The following is a 16,480-nucleotide window of genomic DNA, read 5'->3' on the forward strand; positions in this document are numbered from 1 at the left end:
AGAATTGCTGGGCCCGAGGCGTGGTCAGCATGTGGTCAGCACGAAGCTCGGAAGAGATGCACTTGTCGCCTTACATGCATGTATTTCCGCAGGTCAGGCCGCTGTAGGTTATGCCATGCCGAACTCCTAAAGCGGGTGTCGGCAGTTCGAATCTGCCCAGTGCGGATGAGTCCGTGGTCGCCCCGTCTACGGACCGGCACCGAGTTGTTCGTCCAGCGTGTCAGTGCGTAGCGCGTCCATCAGGATGCCGAAGGGCGCGGCGTCGGGCACCAGCGCGGGGGAGTCGCCGGTGGTCACGACCGTCGTCGGGACGGGCACCACCTGCACCTCCCCGGGGCCGAGGTCACGGACGCTGGTGAGCAGTCCGACCAGCTCGGATCGGTCGAATCCTTCGTCGACGGCGACGGACCCGGAGACGACGCCGAGCAGCCGCAGCCATGCGGCCGGGTTGCGCCGGACGTCGTCGTCCCCCAACCGGTCGAGGATCGCGCGGAGCCACACCGCCGAGCGTGCCGACCGCGACACGTCGTCGACGCCGTCCCCGCGGACCCAGGCGAGGGCTTCCTCGCCGGTGAGCCGGTGGAGGCCGGCGGGGAACACCTGACGGCCGTTGACCATCAGCCTGTTGTCCAGGTCGACCTCCACGCCGCCGAGTGCGTCGGTCACCCGGGCGAACGTCTCGGAGTCGGTGAGCGCCACGTGGTCGAGGCGCACGTTCGTCAGCTGCTCGACGGTCTGCACCGCGCCGGCCGGGCCTCCCTGCGCGAAGGCGGAGCGCAACGTCCCCGGACCCGTACCGGGCACGTCCACGGAGAGGTCGGGGGGCATCGCGATGACCTGCACGCTGGACCGGTCGGCCGAGACGTGCGCGAGCATGACCATGTCGGTCTGGGCGGCCGCGGCGGCCCAGTCCTGGCCGCCCTCGGTGCGGACGTCGTCGGTCGAGCCGAGCACGAGGATGGTGACGGGGGCTGGTCCGCCGACCTTCGCGGGCGGGGGAGGGTCCGGCCGGTCTGTCAGCACGGGGTCGGGGAAGCGCTCGAGCCGGTTGTCGAGCGCCCCGGTGACGACGAGTGCCCCGCCCGTGGCGACGACGATCAGGAGGACCAACGATCCGACGACCGCGATCGCGATGTTCCGGGCGCGGTGGCCGGGCGACGTCCGCGGTACCTCCGGCGGGGGCGGGCCCGGCTCGTCGGGAGGCGAGAGCACCGTCCACGCTATGCCGTCCACGGCGGCCCGGACCTGGTCGAACGACCTCTCGTACCCGCGTCGGCCGGTCGCGGCGGGATCGGGGATGTCGTCGTCCTCGGCCACCGGCGGTGCGGTGCCCACGCGGTGCGCCGCTGCGGCCTGGGCCAGAGCGGACAAGCGTGCCGCGACGTCGCCCTCGGGCAGGGCCGACGGGCCCAGGGACGTGGCGACCCGGTCCAGCTCACACAGCGTGAAGGTGCGCCGGACGGCCGCCGGCACCTTGCGGACCACCGCCGACCGCTCGCGCCGGGTGGTGGTGAGGACGAGGTCCGCCGACTCCACCATGGCCGCGCTGAGCTCCCGCGGGTGATGGCCTTCGACGGCCAAGTCTTCGCGCGCGAGGAGGTCCCACATGTGCTGCGGGACCGGATCGTCCGGCTCGACGTGGATTCCGGCGCTGGTCACCGTCACGGCGCTGTCCGCCCCGAGCCGTGCGCGCAGGAGCCGCTCGGCCGCGAGCGAGCGACCTACGTTCGCGCTGCCGACCAGCAGCACGTCGAAGCGGCTCGCCACGGCCGTCGACGGGGCTCCCTCGGCCGGGCTCATCGAGCAAGTCTGTGGTCCAACTTGGACGCCCGCTATAGGAGGCTTGGGTGGAATTGTCTCGCCGGGAGAAGCGCCCGTCCTGAGCGGTCGCCACTGGAACCCCGTTCCTTATGGCGTGGGTGCAGTGGTCCTCGTGTGCAAGCATCCGGCGCTATGGAGTTCGACTACAGGCTCACGGGACTGGGCTGGGCCGAGGCGCGCGTCTCCGACGGATCGTCGACCGCGACGATCACGGCGTCCTACCTGGACGACGCACTCGGGGATCTTCTGGAGGCCGTCGGCGTCCTCCTGGAGGGCGCCGAGGAGGCTCGGTGCTCGTGGACCGAGGAGCCGGGAGAGTCTCGGTGGATCTTCCGCCGTGAGGGTGCTGCCGTGCAGCTTCGAGTGCTGGTCTTCCCTGGCATGTACTCCCACGAGCCGGACGGGACCGGCGTGCTCGTGTTCGACACCCGGCAGCCTCTTCGCGAGGTCGCACGTGCGATCGCGACGGGAGCGCAGGCCGTCCTGGACGAGCACGGGGAGGACGGGTACCTGCAGCGCTGGTACGAGCACCCGTTTCCGTCCGGCCATCTGGAGGCGATCCAGGTCTGGTTGAGCGCGAGCTGAGGTCCGACGGCGTGCTCACCCGCCAGAATGCGGGCATGTCGCAGAGTGCTGACGGAACCGTGGCGTTCCGGCTCTGGCCGCCGGTGGCGGTCGGTGCGCCGCTGCTGGCCGGCTGGCTGGCCACGGTGGTGTGGGGTGACCCGGTCGAGCTCGGCGCGTGGCGCGTCCCGGTCGGCTGGGTGCTCGTGGTCGTGTTCGTCGGGTGGAACGGCTGGGCATTGTGGCTCTTCCGTCGGCACAGGACGGGGCTGCTACCGGGACACGAGACGAGCGCGATGATCGAGGAGGGGCCGTTCCGGCTCTCGCGCAACCCGCTGTACGTCGGACTGCTCGTGCTCTACGTCGGGCTGGCGCTGTCGGCGCCGACGTTCTGGGGGCTCGTACTGTTCCCGGTCGCGGTGCTGCTCGTCCTGTGGGGCGCGATCCTCCCTGAGGAGCGGTTCCTGCACGAGCGGTTCGGGGCGCCCTACGACGACTACAGCCGACGGGTGCCTCGCTGGCTGGGCCTCAAATAGCTGCACGCCGCGGGAGCCGGCGACGGGAGAATGCCCGCATGGCCAGGCAGCGTCGCGAACCGTCGTTCCAGGAGGTCGTGGACGCGCTGAAGGCGACGCCGACGGCCAGCACGGCGATCCCGGAGGCGCCGGGCATCTACGCCGACGGCACGGTGATCGCGCCTGATGGGCGCGCGTACCTCGAGGTCGCGAGCGACGTCTCCTCGGCGGTCGCCTTCGACGCGGCGGCGGCGGGCGCGCAGGTGGTCTGGGACTCGTGCGGCTGCGGTGGCTACTGCGCTCTCACCTGGTTCGACGAGGCCGAGGTGGCTCGCATGGTCGCGTCGGGCCGGCCGACGATCCGACGGACGAAGAAGGCCTACGGCAGCATCGCTGAGCACCGCAGCGCCGATGGGCGCGCGCTGCTGCTCGTCGAGAGGGACGTGCGCTGGGGCAGTGTTCTCGGCTGACCCTGACCGGCCCTCACTGCTTGCGAAATCGTTATCGACATCGTTACCGTCGTGGACTTCGGACAAGTCCGACAGCTGAGCCCAACGCTGTCGGCACCCGATCGGAAGGAACAACGATGTCCCATCCATCAACCATGAAGCGCGTCGCCACCGTCGTGGCGTCGGCAGTCACCGTCTTCGCCTTGTCGGTCCCCGTCGCACAGGCCGGACACCGGGAGCCGACGCTGCGCTCCGAGGCGCCGCGAGATCTCAAGATCGGCAGCGCCGTGTGGGGTCAGCGGCACCTCCTCGACTACAACCGCAAGCACCCCACCGAGTTCCAGCGCATCCTGGCCGCGGAGTTCAACTCGCTGACCCCCGAGAACGACATGAAGTGGGCGGAGGTGCACCCCGAGCCGGGCGTCTACGACTTCTCCGGTGCGGACGCCGTCGTGGCCTTCGCGCGGGCGAACCACCAGGAGGTCCGCGGGCACACTCTGCTGTGGCACAGTCAGAACCCGCAATGGGTGGTCGACGCGAGCGCCGACTGGACCTGCGAGGAGGCGCGTGACGTCCTCGAGGACCACATCCGTACCGTCGTCGGCCGCTACGCGGGCAAGGTCTACGAGTGGGACGTGGCCAACGAGATCTTCCAGGACGACTGGGACGCCGGCGGTGTGCGGCTGCGCACCGAGGCCAACCCGTTCCTCAAGGCGTGCGCCGACGACCCGGTCGGCCTGCTCGGCGACGCCTTCCGGTGGGCGCACGAGGCCGACCCGAAGGCGCGGCTCTTCCTCAACGACTACAACGCCGAGGGCATCAACAACAAGACCGATGCGTACTACGCCCTGGCGCAGGAGCTGCTCGCCGACGGCGCGCCGCTGCAGGGCTTCGGCGCTCAGGGTCACCTGAGCCTCCTGTACGGCTTCGACGAGTCGATCCAGGCGAACTTCGAGCGGTTCGCGGCCCTCGGCCTCAAGGTGGCCGTCACCGAGGCCGACGTCCGTATGCCGCTCGGTGACGACGGGGAGCCGGACGCCGAACAGATCGCACTCCAGGCAGAGCGGTACGACAAGATGCTGCAGGCCTGCGTCAACGTCTCCGCCTGCACCAGCTTCACGGTCTGGGGCTTCGACGACGGGCGCTCCTGGGTCCCGGGCGTCTTCCCCGAGGGCTACGCGACGATCATGACCGAGGACTTCGAGAAGAAGCCGGCGTACTACGCGCTGCTCGAGACCCTCACCGACGCCACCCCCGGCACGTCGCCGCGCACGCCGCCGGGCCGGAACAGCTAGCGCCACCAGCGGAGGCGACGATGGCGCGTGGGCCCAGGAGGGCCTGCGCGCCATCGTCGTACGGAGAGTGCCCCCGGTCAGGCGGCCAGGTGGAACGTGCTCGCGAAGCGGTCGAGGAGGATGCCCGGGCCGTGCAGCACATCGACCACGCCGGTCGCGATGGCGCGGTCGGGGGCGAGCTCGCCGGAGATGAGCCGGCGGATGTCCGGGCCGGTGGCGAACGCGAGGTCGACCGGTCCGTCGCCGCGCGTCACGTCGAGGGTGGAGCCGTCCACGCGGATGAGCAGCTCGGCGGAGCCGAGTCGGGCCGCGTAGGCCGTCGTGGGCAGGTCGACCGCGACACGAGGCCGGAACGCGGTGCGCAGGGTCATCGTCATCGCGTCAGGGGTGATGACCTGCTCGTCGCGCGGGTCGCCCAGGGTCTTGAAGCCCCAGGCGCCGAGCGCCAGCACGACGGGTTCGAGCTCGCGACCATAGGGCGTCAGCTCGTAGATGATGATGCGGGAGCGCGGTGCCCGGCGGATGACACCGGCCGCCTGGAGCTCCTTGAGCCGCGCCGCCAGGATGTTGCTCGGGATGCGGGGGAGCCCCGCGGCGAGCTCGCCGTAGCGGCGCGGCCCGACGAGCAGGTCGCGGACGATGAGCATGGCCCAGCGCTCCCCGACGAGCTCGAGGGCCTGCGTGATGCCGCAGTACTGCCCGTAGTCGCGTGCGGCCATCGCCCTCAGGCCTGCTGGTCGGCGAGCGTGTCGGCGCTCGGGGCTGCGGCGGCCGGGTCGAACCAGCCGAGCTCGAGGATGTTGCCGTCGGGGTCGTTGAGCTGGCGCTGGTACATGAAGCCGTAGTCGGTGGCGGGGTGCGGCTCCACGCCGCCCGCGGCGAGCCCGTCCGCGAGGGTCGCGTCGACTGCTTCTCGGCTGTCGAGGAAGACGGCGGTCGACACCGACGGGTTCTTGGCCGGGTCGCCGATCGGCAGGTCGGTGAAGGTCTGGAAGTACTCGCGGGTCAGGACCATGAGGTAGCTGTGGTCCTCCTCGACGATGAAGCAGGCGCCGTTGTGGTCCGACATGGCGGGGTTGGGGGTGAAGCCGACCGCCGTGTAGAACGCCTTCGCGCGCTCCAGGTCGGTCACGGGCAGGTTCACGAACATCGCGGTCATCGTCGTCGCCTTTCGCGGGTCTGGGGTTCTGCGAACGGCTCCACACTTGCAAAAAACAAGTGACCCGTCAAGGGATGCGAGGTCGATGGACGCGGCACACTCACGACGGCCGCAAGATCGGCATGCTCGCCGACATAGACGGGGTACCGGGCTTTCGACAGGAGACGACGTGGACGACGACGGAACCAGCTCGCCGCGACCTGCCGAGCCCGTCGACGGCGATGACGTGGTCGTGGTCCAGCCCCGAACAACCCGCCGCCGTGGCACCCGCGTGCTGGTGGCGAGCGCGGCCGTCATCGCTGTCGTCGGTGTCGTCGTCGCGCTGCCGTGGCTGCGGTCGAACGTGCCCGGCGCGGCCGGGCAGGGCGACTGGCCGGGTCAGTTCGTGCGATGCGGCGAGCCGGTGGCGGACGTGGTCACGGCGGGCGCTCCCGAGGTCGTACCCGTCGACGTCTCGATGCTCGACAACGCCACGGAGGTCGGTGTGCACGAGGAGTGGACGGCGGCCGTGACGGCGAGCTCGACCGACCCGACCGCTCAGGGCTGGATCTACGGCACCGACCTGACGCTCGTGCGCGACGGCGTTGTCGTCGCGGTGCAGGACGGACCGCAGGTCCCGCTGCCGCAGGACGTCGCGCAGTGGACCGGCGACTACGCCGTCGCGCCGCTGCCCCAGTGGAGCGAGGTGTCCCTCCGGCTGGCGTCGTGCGACCAGTACCTGCACGCCGACGGCTCGCCGGAGGTGGCGCCCGGCACCTACGACCTGGTCGTCTCGCAGACCCTCGGCCTGCAGTCGGAGAACGGCACGGTCGGCGGGTGGGGCGTGGCCGTCACGACGGTGACCGTCGTGGCCGACGGAGACGCCGCGCCCCCGGAGCCCACCGCCTGCGGCGCGCCCACGGCCGGTCTGGAAGCGTTGGCGTCGCAGGAGAGCAACCCCGCGCCGCTGTCGCTGGAGGTGCTGCCGACGGTGGTCGACGGCCCCTACGGGTATGAGCTCGTCGTCCGTGCGACGAACACCGGCACAACCTCCATCGACGCGACGACCGGGCACCCGCTGGTCGTGATCACCCGCGACGGCGTCATCGTCGGCGGCCTCGACGGGCTCGACGAACCTGCGCTGCCGGCCGTCCTGGCCGTCGGTGGGCACGCGGACTACGACGCCCGCACCAGTGCCTTCGACTGCACGACGATGGGCGAGGGCACGCACGCGAGCACCGGCGACGGCGACCCGCTGCCGCCCGGTGAGTACGAGGTCTGGGCGGTGATGTCGTTCACCGGCGACGGACTCACCCCGACCCGCGCCGACCGCGTGGGCACCCTCGTCGCCGGCGGCCCGGAACCGTTCACCATCGACTGACCGGGTGCCGCCGCCACGGCGGCAGCGATCTAGACGATCCAGTCGATGATCGTCGCCACGCCGATGGCGACCAGGGTGATGAGCACGACGATGCCGACCACGCAGCCGACGCCGGACGCGATGCCCTCCCCGCGAGTGCCGATGTCCCGGCCGCGATCGGTCCACTCCAGCTTCTTGCCGGCCTTGGCCTCCGCACGGGCGCGGACGTCGAGGAGTCGCAGCTGCGCGTGCTCCGTCGCTGCCGCCGTCTCGTCGGGCCCCGGCCAGCGAAGGCCGCGCATGATCCGGACGGGGTTGTTGCCGCAGGCCTGTTCGAACGCAGCCACCTCGGCCGGGTCGGGGTGCTCGCTGAGGTACGACCAGCGGCCGGCTTCGACGAGGTTGCCGTCGAGCCGGTAGACGTCGGCGAGGCGTTCCCGCGCCTCGAGCCGGTGCGGGAGGCTGAGGACGAGGCTCTTCAGGCGGGTGCGTGCCATCTGGACGTCGCCCGCGCGGAGGTCCTCGTCGACTTTCGCCAGGGTGCGTTCCACGGTCACGGCGCTCACGGTAGGCGTCCCGGCTGCCGAGACGTGAGCTCAATAGCGGCACAGTATGAAGACTTCGTCCTGCTGGGTAGGACGAGGTCGTCACGTTGTCGAGTGGATCCGGACAGGCCCTGGGCGCGCCCTGTTGCTCGCAGTTCTCGCAGAGGTGTGAGTCACGGCCGCGCGCAGATGCCGTTGGGCTAGCCGAGCTCGTCGCGACGGCGCGACAGGTACGCGGTCTCGGCGGTGTTGCCGGCGAGCGCGATGGCCCGGTCGTAGGCCGCGCGTGACTCGACGCGGCGGTCCAGCCGGCGCAGCAGCTCGGCGCGGGTGGCGTGGAACGCGTGGTAGCCGTCGAGCGCGTCCCCGAGGCGGTCGACGGCGGCCAGCGCGGTGTCCGGACCGTCGACCTCGGCGACGGCGACCGCGCGGTTGAGGGCGACGATCGGCGACGGGTCGAGGCGGACCAGCTGGTCGTAGAGGGCCACGACCTGTGACCAGTCGGTGGCGCGGGCGTCGCGCGCGTCCGTGTGCACGGCGTTGATCGCGGCGAGCAGCTGGTAGCGACCGGGTGCGATGCCTGAGGCCAGCCGCTCGCGCACGAGTTGGTGTCCTTCGGCGATCAGGGTGTCGTCCCAGGCGTCGCGATCCTGCTCGGCGAGGACGACGAGGGACCCGTCGGCGGAGACGCGGGCGGGACGTCGGGCCTCCGTGAGAAGCATCAGGGCGAGCAGGCCGGCCACCTCGCCGTCCTCCGGGAGGAGCGTGCGGATCAGCCGGGTCAGCCGGATCGCCTCGGCGGTCAGGTGCGGGCGCACGGGGTCGGTGCCGGGGCCGGTCGCGAGGTAGCCCTCGTTGAAGACGAGGAACAGCACGGCGAGCACGCCGCTGGTGCGCGCGGGCAGGTCCCGCGCGGACGGCACCCGGTAGGGGATGCGTGCGGCGGCGATCTTGGCCTTCGCGCGGGTGATCCGTTGCCCCATGGCGGCCTCCTGCACCAGGAAGGCACGGGCGATCTCCGGCACGGTCAGCCCGCCGACCATCCGCAGCGTCAGCGCGACCCGTGCCTCCATGCCCAGCGCCGGGTGGCAGCAGGTGAAGATCAGCCGGAGCCGGTCGTCGTCGATCGCGCCGAGCGGCTCGGGGGGTGTGCCGTCGGAGAAGCCGGTGAGTCCGGAGAGCACGAGCGCCTCCCGGTGCTTGTCGTCCCGCTTGTTCTCACGTCGGATCCGGTCGATCGCCTTGCGGTGGGCGGTCGTGGTCAGCCACCCGCCGGGGTTGGGCGGGACGCCGTCGAGCGGCCACCGTTCCACGGCCGTCGCGAACGCCTCCGCCGCCGCCTCCTCGGCGAGGTCGAGGTCGCGGTACCGCCGGGCGAGCGTGGCGACCAGCCGGGCCCACTGCTCCTGGTGGGCCCGGGCGATCGCGTCGTTCACGCCAGGAACGGCCGCACCTCGAGTCGTCGGTTGCAGGCCTTGGACCCGTCGGCCATCAGCTCGAGCGCGACGTCGAGGTCGGGGGCGTCGATGATCCAGAAGCCGGCGATGTGCTCCTTCGACTCGACGAAGGGCCCGTCGGTGAACAGCGGCTGCTCACCCCGGCCGTCGATGACCGTCGAGGTCTCGGGTGCGCCGAGGCCGCCCGCGAACACCCAGTGGCCGCCGGTCCGGAGCCTGTCGTTGAACTCGTCGATCGCGACCATCTCCTCGTCGGTCCCGGAGTTGGTCCTGTCGTCGATCACGGACACGAAGTACTGCATCTCACTCACCTCCGAGGTCATCCTGCTACGCGTACTGGGGGCGGCCGGAGGGCCGGTAGGTCTGGGCCAGGATGCCCGTCGGGAACCTGCGCGAGTCCACGAGGTCGAGCGCGTGGTCGAGGCCCTCGGCCGGGAACAGCCTCGTCCCCGCGCCGACGATGACCGGGCAGACGATCAGCGTCAGCTCGTCGACGAGCTCGTGCTCGAGCAGCCAGCGGATCAGCTGGCCGCTCCCGTGCACCTGCAGCTCGCCGCCGGGCCTGGCCTTGAGCTCGCGGATCGCCGACTCCAGGTCACCGGACAGCACGGTCGTGTCGGCCCACTGCGGGTCGGTGAGGGTGGTCGACGCGACGAACTTCGGGCGCGAGTTCAGGGCGCGCACGAACGGGTTGTCGACATCGTCGCGCACCCCCCAGTACCCCGCGAAGAGCTCGTAGGTGCGCCGGCCGAACAGGAACGCGTCGGCGCGCAGGTAGCAGTCGCCGATGTAGGCGGTGGACTCGTCGTCACCGAGCGGCAGCGCCCACCCGCCCCGGTCGAACCCGGGGTCGAGGGTCGGGTTGTTCCCGCCGTTCGCCTGCATCACGCCGTCGACGGTGATCTGGGTGTTGGTGACCAGCTTCATGGTCGTCGCCCCTTCCGAGGCACCCCTCGTGGGCGACCTCTCACCCTTCCTACGAACGGGAGCGTCCCGATCCGACACTCCCCTCGAAGATGAAGCCCCGCACCCGCTGCGCCATCGCCTCCGGCACCTCGGCGACCGTGAAGTGACCACCCTCGGCCAGCCGCTCGAACACGCGCAGGTCGCGGTAGAACCGCCGCGCCACCGACTCGGGGTTGTCGTGCTCGTGCCGCTGGACGAACACGGCGGCGGGCACCTCGACCGGGGGGATCTCGGCGTCCCCTCCGTCGACGTAGGTCCCGAAGGACGTGCCGATGCTCTGCGTCGCCCAGTACAGGGTGGCCTCGGTGAGGATGCGGTCGCGTGAGATCCGTCGCTCCACGGCCGCCGGGTCGCCCGCCGGGGTGTCGCTCCACTCGACGAGCTTCTCGGTGAGCCACGCGAGCAGACCCGCCGGCGAGTCGTTCAGCGCGGCCGCGAGGGTGTCGGGCCGGGTGCCCTGCACGTGGGCGTAGCCAGCCTGGTCGTACCAGCCCGTCGCCATGCGGTCGTAGAACGCGCGCTCGGTCGGGTCGGTGGTTGCCTCCCGCTCGTCCTGCGACAGGAAGTGCGCGTGCGTGACGACGATCCCGGCGACCGCCTCGGGGTGCGTCGCGGCGACGAGGTCGCTCACGTTCGCGGTGATGTCCTCGCCGTACGTGACGTAGCGGGAGTAGCCCAGCACGTCCGTCATGAGCGTGTGCGCAAGCTGAGCGAGCCGCTGCTCGGTCGGAGACTCGTCGAGCGGTGGCGAGAACGCGAACCCGGGCAGGCTCATCACGACCACGTCGACGTCCGGCAGCAGGTCGACGAAGTCCAGCTGCAGCGCGAACGTGTGCGGCCAGCCGTGCATCACGAGGAGCGCCGGCGCGTCCGGGCTGGCCGACCGCCGATGGACGACGTGCAACGTCGCACCGTCGACGTCCGCGAGGAACTGCGGGTGCTCGTTCAGCCACGCCTCCCGGGCGCGCCAGTCGAACGTCTGCCACGACGCGACGAGCTCCCTCAGGTACGCCGACGTCATGCCCGACACCGGCCGACGGGGAGAGTCGTCGAGGAAACGGGTGCGCGCCAGGCGGTCGCGCAGGTCGTCGAGGACCGGCTGCGGCACGTCGACGACGAACGGTCGGAGCGTCATCGGCCCACCGTAGTAGGACCGTCCGACATCCCGATGTCAGAGGGTCCAGGAACGATCGACGCGACGGACCCCGCCGACGAGGAGAGCACCATGGCAGCCTTCACCCGCTCTGACGACCTACAGGGTGCGACGTTCGTCGGCGTGAACCTGCGGGGCGCGCGGTTCATGGAGTCCGACCTGTCCGGGATCGTGATGCGCGGGGTCGAGGTGGTCGACGCGGACATCGACGCACCGTGGCTGCCCGACGCCGACTTCTTCCGGGTCAACGGGGTCGACGTGATCCCGTTCGTCGAGGCCGAGCTGGACCGCCGGTTCCCGGGCCGGTCGCAGCGGCGTGCGGCGGACCCGGACGGGCTGCGTGACGCGTGGGCCGTGCTGGAGCGCACCTGGGCGGCGACGCTGGACCGGGTCGCCGCGATGCCCGACGGGACCGTCGACGTGTCGGTCGACGGTGAGTGGTCGTTCGCGCAGACGCTGCGGCACCTGGTCCTTGCCACGGACACGTGGCTGGGCAAGGCGATCCTGCGGCTCGACCAGCCGTTCCACCCGCTCGGTCAGGTGGACGCGGGGACGACGGTCGCCCGTCGATCTTCAGCTCGGAGACCCCGACGTATGCCGAGGTCCTGGAGGCGCGGGCCGGTCGGGTCGCGATGGTGCGTGACCTCCTGGCGGGCATCACTCCCGACGAGCTCGACGAACCTCGCTCGAACCCGCACGCCCCGCAGCGCCCGGAGACCGTCCGCTCCTGCCTGCACGTGATCCTCGAGGAGGAGTGGGAGCACCACCGGTTCGCCGTCCGCGACCTCGACACGATCGCGTCCCGCAGCGCCGCCTGATCAGGCCGGAAGCAGCCCGCCCTCGAACGTCGACGCGTCGCCCTCGAACGGGCGCAGCGTGTCCGGGGCGGGGAACGGCAGCACGTAGCTGGCCGTCACGACGTCGACGGCGCCGAAGTCGTCGACCTTCACGACGACGCGCTCGGGCGTCACCTCGACGATGCGCACGCGCTCACGGGTGCCGTCCGGCAGGTCGAGCTGGTACAGGTCGGCGAGCCAGTGCAGGCCGCGCTCCTCGAGCGCCTCCTCGGCGGTGAGCCAGTCGACGGTGCCGGTCGCCTCACGCCCGAGGGCGTCGTGCGCGACGAAGCCGTCGCCGTCCGGGCGGATCCAGCCGAGGCGCTCGCGGTCTCCGGGGCGTCGGTGCTCGATCCAGCTCTCCGGGGGCATCGCCCGAGCGTAACGACCATCAACTCTCGGGCTGCGCGCGCCGATGACCACCATGTGCTGTCCGATCTCCCGCCGGGAACCGTCCTGTCCGACCCCGTCGGGCCGCTGCTCGACCTCGTGGTCCACCTGGGGATCTGGGCGGCGCTGGTCCTGACCCTGGTCTGGCTGCGGTTCGTCTGGTGGCGCGAGCGGATGATCCGCAAGCTGGCGAAGGAGTACCCGGAGAGCGCCGACCAGCTGCGTCGCTCCGCACGATCGGTCTCTGTGCTCGGTCGGGGGCGCGCCGTCATACCGCCGGACGCCTACGCCCAGACGCACCGCGTGGTGGTGGCGCCGCTCGGTGACGGCCGGCCGGGCGAGTCCTTCTGGGGCCCGGGGCTGAACGTGGCCACCGGTGACCTCGGCCCGGACGGTTCCCGCCAGGACGTCCGGGTGGTGCTGGCCGAGCGCACGAACATGCTCGTGGTCTGCCTCGGCCGCGTGGGTCAGCGCACCGGCGACTTCGAGCTCCGCCCGGCCGCGGAGCGGCCGCAGGTCGCCCGGGACCTCTACGTCGCGCCGCAGGCAGCCATCGGTCCGGTCGACCGGGTCGACTCGGCGCTCGGTGTCGGCTGGCGCACGACGTGCACGTTCGGCAGCGCGGCGACCCTCACCGACACGCACGTCGACCACGACGGCTGGGCGTTCGTCATCGGCGTCCTGTCGTACTCGTGGCACGCGCGCGCCGTCGAGGCGCTCGACGAGATCCTGGCCACCTGGCAGTGGATCGAGGCCGATCAGCCGGTCGCCTGAGGGACGCGCGTCGCCACCCACAGCTCCTCGGCGGGCCACTGCCGCGCCCAGTCGGCGGAGACGATCTCGTAGAACGCGTGGTCGTCGCCGTCGGGCGGTGCGTACAGCTCGTGCAGGGCGTCGACGACGAACCCGGCCCTGCGCAGCAGCCGGACCCAGTCCCCGTGCGAGGGGTGGAACTCGACCCCGCCCCCGGGCCACTGCACCTTGTACGCCTCGCGCTGCCCCCGCAGCAGCTGCTCCTCGGCGACGCCCTCGTCCTCGGGCACGCAGAGCGCCGACAGGTGGCTGTTGGTGAGGAACACGAGCCGACCGCCGGGGCGCAGGAGGCGGGCGGCCTCGGGGAGCCAGCGTTCCGGGTCGCACCAGGCGGCGGCGCCGTGCTCGCTGACGACGAGGTCGGCGCACCCGTCGGCCAGCGGGACGTGCTCCGCGTCGCCCTGCACGAGCGGGAAGACCGGGCCGTGCAGCCGTTGCAGCCGCCGCGCGGTGACCAGCTGCTCTCCCGACAGGTCCACAGCGACCGTGCGGGCACCGGCGCGGGCGAGCCAGGCGGAGAAGTACGCGGTGCCGCTGGCCAGCTCGACCACGTCGAGCCCGCGGACGTCTCCGAGGACGCCCAGCTCGCGTTCCGGGACCGCGAACAGCCCCCAGACCGGCTCGGGCCGGACCCACAGCTCCTCGGCCGCCGCGTCCGTGAAGCGTTCGTTCATGACGGCCCACAGCGCCCGGTTCAGGGCGGTCTCGTCGGCTCGGCCGTCGGGCATCTGCCGACTCTAGGCCGTACGGGGGTAACGGGGTCAGCTGTGCGATCGACGTCTGGTTCCCCGGCGACGCACGACCGAAGGTCACCTCGACGGGCATCGACGACGTGGAGTCGACCGAGGTCCCCGGGGGCTGGCAGATCAGCGGGTGCGCCGCGGGCACGTACTCGCTGGCGGTGACCTCCTAGCCCTGTCCGATCTCTCCCGATACTCGGCTCGTCGTACGCAACGTCACAGGTGAAGTCCCCGAAAAGGGCTTCGCCGGCGCGGAATCGTATCGATACGATCGAGGCACGACGCGACCCGGCACCACCGACCACCGCGGACGTCCTACCCGCTCTCCAGTCCCAAGGTCTCGCTGTGCCCAAGGTCCTCACCGCCGGTCGTCCCTGGCGTGTCATCGTCCTGTTCGCCATCCCCCTGCTCGTCGGCAACGTCGTCCAGCAGCTCTACCAAGCGGCCGACGCCGTCGTCGTCGGCCGCGTCCTCGGCGTGGACTCGCTCGCCGCCGTCGGCGCCACCGGCGCGCTGCTGTTCCTCCTGCTCGGCTTCGCGTGGGGCATGACGAACGGCTTCGCGATCCCGACCGCGCAGGCGTTCGGCGCGGGCGACCACGCAGCGGTGCGCCGGTCGGTCGCGGCCGGGACGGTCCTCTCGGCGGCGACCAGCGCGGTGCTCACCGTGGTGGCGCCGCTGCTGGCGGGACCGGCGCTGCGGCTGCTCCGGACCCCCGAGGAGCTGCTGCCGGAGGCGACGACGTTCGCCGTCATCAGCTTCCTGGGCGCCAGCACGATGATGTTCTTCAACTTCCTGTCGGCGATCATCCGGGCGATCGGCGACTCGCGCACCCCGCTGGTCTTCCTGACCATCAGCTGCGTCCTGAACGTCGTCCTCGTGGTCGTCGCGGTCGGCGGTCTGGGCATGGGTGTGGCCGGTGCGGCGGTGTCGACGGTCCTCTCGCAGGGCGTCTCGGTCGCGCTGTGCCTCGCGTTCGTGCGGCGCCGCGTGCCGGTCCTGCACGTGCACCGCGAGGACTGGCGGGTCAGCAGGGTCGAGCTCCGTCGGCACCTGCGGCTCGGTCTGCCGATGGGGTTCCAGGCGTCGATCATCGCGATCGGCACGCTCGCCGTGCAGGTGCGCCTCAACGAGCTGGGTTCCGACGCGGTCGCCGCGTACACGACGGCCGTCCGCGTCGACGGTCTCGCGGTCGCGCTGCTGGCCTCGCTGGGCCTGGCGGTGTCGATGTTCGTCGCGCAGAACCTCGGCGGGGCGCGGCCGGACCGCATCCGGCGCGGGGTCGTGCAGGCCATGTGGCTGTCGGTCGGGGGCTCCCTGGTCCTCGGCGTCGTGCTCGTCACCGGCGGCTCCGCGATCGTCGGGCTGTTCGTCGGCGAGGGGGAGCAGCGCGTGGTCGACATGGCCGCGCACTACCTGCTCGTCAACGGCGTGCTGTACGTCGTGCTGGGCGTGCTGTTCGTGCTCCGTGGCGCGCTCCAGGGGCTCGGGCAGACCGTGGTCCCGACGCTCACCGGCGTGGTCGAGCTGATCTGCCGGGTGGGCGCCGCGAGCGTCCTCGGTGCGGCCTACGGCTACGGCGGTGTCGTGTGGGGCAACCCGCTGGCGTGGATCGGCGCCGTCGTCCTGCTGGTGCCGGCCTACGCGGTGGCGTCGCGACGCCTCGCGCTGGAGCCCGTGCTCACGACCGCGGCTCCGCGGCGGATCACGCGGCTGCGGCGGCGCGGACCGTCGGCCCGCAAGACGGTCAGGCGTCCGCGGGTCCCGACGGCCTGACGGCCAGCGGCAGGATGACCGAGTCGATCATCTGCTCGACGAACTCGTCGTCGATGCGGTGGCCGGCCACCATCTTGCGGTAGGCGATCATGGCGGGCGCGACGGCGGCGACCATCTCGAGGTCGATGTCGTCGCGCAGCTCACCGCGTGCCTGCGCCCGCTCGAGGAGGCCTCGCATGAGGCTCACGCGCGAGCGGACGAACTGCTGCTGGAAGGCGGCGGCGACGGCGGGGTTCTCCTTGACCGCGGAGATCACGCCGGACATCAGCTCGGAGTCGTCGGACCGCTTGCGCCCGAAGCGGACCGCCAGCAGGTCCGAGCGGAGCGAGCCGGTGTCGGGGACGTCATCGGCGCTCATGGGGGTGCCTGGAGCGCAGAGCATGGCGTCGATCGTGAGCTGCACCTTCGAGGGCCAGCGGCGGTAGACGGTCGCCTTTCCGGCCCCCGCGCGGTCGGCGACGGCGTCCATCGTCATCCCGTCGAAGCCGCGTTCGGCCAGCAGCTCTCGGGTGGCCAGGAGGATCGCGTCGTCCTTGGACTCGTCGCGGCGACGACCGGGTCGACGACCCACCACCGCTGCCTCGTCGACGCTCATGGACCCACTGTATCCGGAGAAATCGATACCGAGGGGTTCCGGAACTCACCAGTTCCGTATTACAGTC

18 protein-coding genes and 1 pseudogene are annotated in these 16,480 nt (G+C 71.6%); 8 read left to right on the top strand and 11 right to left on the bottom strand.

The window, feature by feature from the left end; translation table 11 throughout:
- Positions 1-186: 186 nt before the first annotated feature.
- On the bottom strand, positions 187-1,800 hold the full coding sequence (locus ASD16_RS12020; RefSeq protein ID WP_055917280.1) for an LCP family protein: 1,614 nt from the start codon (positions 1,798-1,800) through the stop codon (positions 187-189).
- Between the two features lie 153 nt (positions 1,801-1,953).
- Here ASD16_RS12020 and ASD16_RS12025 point away from each other — a divergent pair, with 153 nt between their 5' ends.
- From ASD16_RS12025 to ASD16_RS12040, 4 genes are all read left to right on the top strand, one after another.
- Positions 1,954-2,406, top strand: a complete 453-nt coding sequence (locus tag ASD16_RS12025) for a hypothetical protein (RefSeq protein WP_055917283.1) — start codon at positions 1,954-1,956, stop codon at positions 2,404-2,406.
- 35 nt (positions 2,407-2,441) lie between these two features.
- A complete protein-coding gene (locus ASD16_RS12030) occupies positions 2,442-2,921 on the top strand; it encodes an isoprenylcysteine carboxylmethyltransferase family protein (protein ID WP_055917285.1) in 480 nt (159 codons plus the stop codon).
- Positions 2,922-2,959: 38 nt separating this feature from the next.
- Positions 2,960-3,370, top strand: a complete 411-nt coding sequence (locus ASD16_RS12035; RefSeq protein ID WP_055917288.1) for a hypothetical protein — start codon at positions 2,960-2,962, stop codon at positions 3,368-3,370.
- Positions 3,371-3,504: 134 nt separating this feature from the next.
- Positions 3,505-4,644, top strand: a complete 1,140-nt coding sequence (locus ASD16_RS12040; protein WP_055917291.1) for an endo-1,4-beta-xylanase — start codon at positions 3,505-3,507, stop codon at positions 4,642-4,644.
- Positions 4,645-4,721: 77 nt separating this feature from the next.
- Here the strand turns inward: ASD16_RS12040 and ASD16_RS12045 are convergent, their stop codons facing one another.
- Both ASD16_RS12045 and ASD16_RS12050 read right to left on the bottom strand, forming a co-directional pair.
- Positions 4,722-5,363, bottom strand: coding sequence for a helix-turn-helix domain-containing protein (locus ASD16_RS12045; RefSeq protein ID WP_055917294.1), 642 nt, complete (start codon positions 5,361-5,363; stop codon positions 4,722-4,724).
- 5 nt (positions 5,364-5,368) lie between these two features.
- A complete protein-coding gene (locus tag ASD16_RS12050) occupies positions 5,369-5,803 on the bottom strand; it encodes a VOC family protein (RefSeq protein WP_055917297.1) in 435 nt (144 codons plus the stop codon).
- A gap of 169 nt (positions 5,804-5,972) precedes the next feature.
- Here ASD16_RS12050 and ASD16_RS12055 point away from each other — a divergent pair, with 169 nt between their 5' ends.
- Positions 5,973-7,163 carry a hypothetical protein gene (locus ASD16_RS12055; RefSeq protein WP_055917303.1) on the top strand — a complete coding sequence of 397 codons (1,191 nt, stop codon included), beginning with the start codon at positions 5,973-5,975 and terminating at the stop codon, positions 7,161-7,163.
- Positions 7,164-7,192: 29 nt separating this feature from the next.
- Here ASD16_RS12055 and ASD16_RS12060 read toward each other — a convergent pair whose 3' ends face one another.
- From ASD16_RS12060 to ASD16_RS12080, 5 genes are all read right to left on the bottom strand, one after another.
- On the bottom strand, positions 7,193-7,699 hold the full coding sequence (locus ASD16_RS12060) for a DUF6584 family protein (protein WP_157453911.1): 507 nt from the start codon (positions 7,697-7,699) through the stop codon (positions 7,193-7,195).
- Between the two features lie 188 nt (positions 7,700-7,887).
- Entirely contained in the window at positions 7,888-9,123 is a 1,236-nt protein-coding gene (locus ASD16_RS12065; RefSeq protein WP_157453912.1) for an RNA polymerase sigma factor, read from the bottom strand.
- A complete protein-coding gene (locus tag ASD16_RS12070) occupies positions 9,120-9,446 on the bottom strand; it encodes a YciI family protein (RefSeq protein ID WP_055917312.1) in 327 nt (108 codons plus the stop codon). The genes ASD16_RS12065 and ASD16_RS12070 overlap by 4 nt, the downstream gene beginning before the upstream one ends.
- Positions 9,447-9,471: 25 nt before the next feature.
- A complete protein-coding gene (locus tag ASD16_RS12075; protein ID WP_055917315.1) occupies positions 9,472-10,071 on the bottom strand; it encodes a dihydrofolate reductase family protein in 600 nt (199 codons plus the stop codon).
- Positions 10,072-10,120: 49 nt separating this feature from the next.
- Positions 10,121-11,245 (bottom strand): epoxide hydrolase family protein, encoded by a 1,125-nt coding sequence (locus ASD16_RS12080; RefSeq protein WP_055917317.1) that lies wholly within the window; start codon positions 11,243-11,245, stop codon positions 10,121-10,123.
- A 90-nt stretch (positions 11,246-11,335) separates the two neighbouring features.
- Between ASD16_RS12080 and ASD16_RS12085 the strand changes: the two are divergent.
- A pseudogene (locus ASD16_RS12085) lies at positions 11,336-12,081 on the top strand (DinB family protein).
- Here ASD16_RS12085 and ASD16_RS12090 read toward each other — a convergent pair.
- Entirely contained in the window at positions 12,082-12,471 is a 390-nt protein-coding gene (locus ASD16_RS12090; RefSeq protein WP_055917320.1) for a hypothetical protein, read from the bottom strand.
- A 54-nt stretch (positions 12,472-12,525) separates the two neighbouring features.
- On the opposite strand from ASD16_RS12090, the gene ASD16_RS12095 reads away from it, so the two are divergent.
- A complete protein-coding gene (locus ASD16_RS12095) occupies positions 12,526-13,263 on the top strand; it encodes a hypothetical protein (RefSeq protein WP_055917322.1) in 738 nt (245 codons plus the stop codon).
- On the opposite strand, the gene ASD16_RS12100 is transcribed toward ASD16_RS12095, so the two are convergent.
- A complete protein-coding gene (locus tag ASD16_RS12100) occupies positions 13,248-14,030 on the bottom strand; it encodes a class I SAM-dependent methyltransferase (RefSeq protein WP_055917325.1) in 783 nt (260 codons plus the stop codon). The two genes, ASD16_RS12095 and ASD16_RS12100, sit on opposite strands and share 16 nt — an antisense overlap.
- A 357-nt stretch (positions 14,031-14,387) precedes the next feature.
- Between ASD16_RS12100 and ASD16_RS12105 the strand changes: the two genes are divergently transcribed.
- Complete coding sequence (locus ASD16_RS12105; protein ID WP_055917329.1) at positions 14,388-15,818, top strand: MATE family efflux transporter; 1,431 nt, start codon at positions 14,388-14,390, stop codon at positions 15,816-15,818.
- On the opposite strand, the gene ASD16_RS12110 is transcribed toward ASD16_RS12105, so the two are convergent.
- Positions 15,790-16,413, bottom strand: coding sequence for a TetR/AcrR family transcriptional regulator (locus tag ASD16_RS12110; protein WP_055917332.1), 624 nt, complete (start codon positions 16,411-16,413; stop codon positions 15,790-15,792). The two genes, ASD16_RS12105 and ASD16_RS12110, sit on opposite strands and share 29 nt — an antisense overlap.
- Between the last annotated feature and the right edge of the window lie 67 nt (positions 16,414-16,480).

The organism is Cellulomonas sp. Root485 (assembly GCF_001426705.1).
Taxonomy (GTDB): Bacteria; Actinomycetota; Actinomycetes; order Actinomycetales; family Cellulomonadaceae; genus Cellulomonas.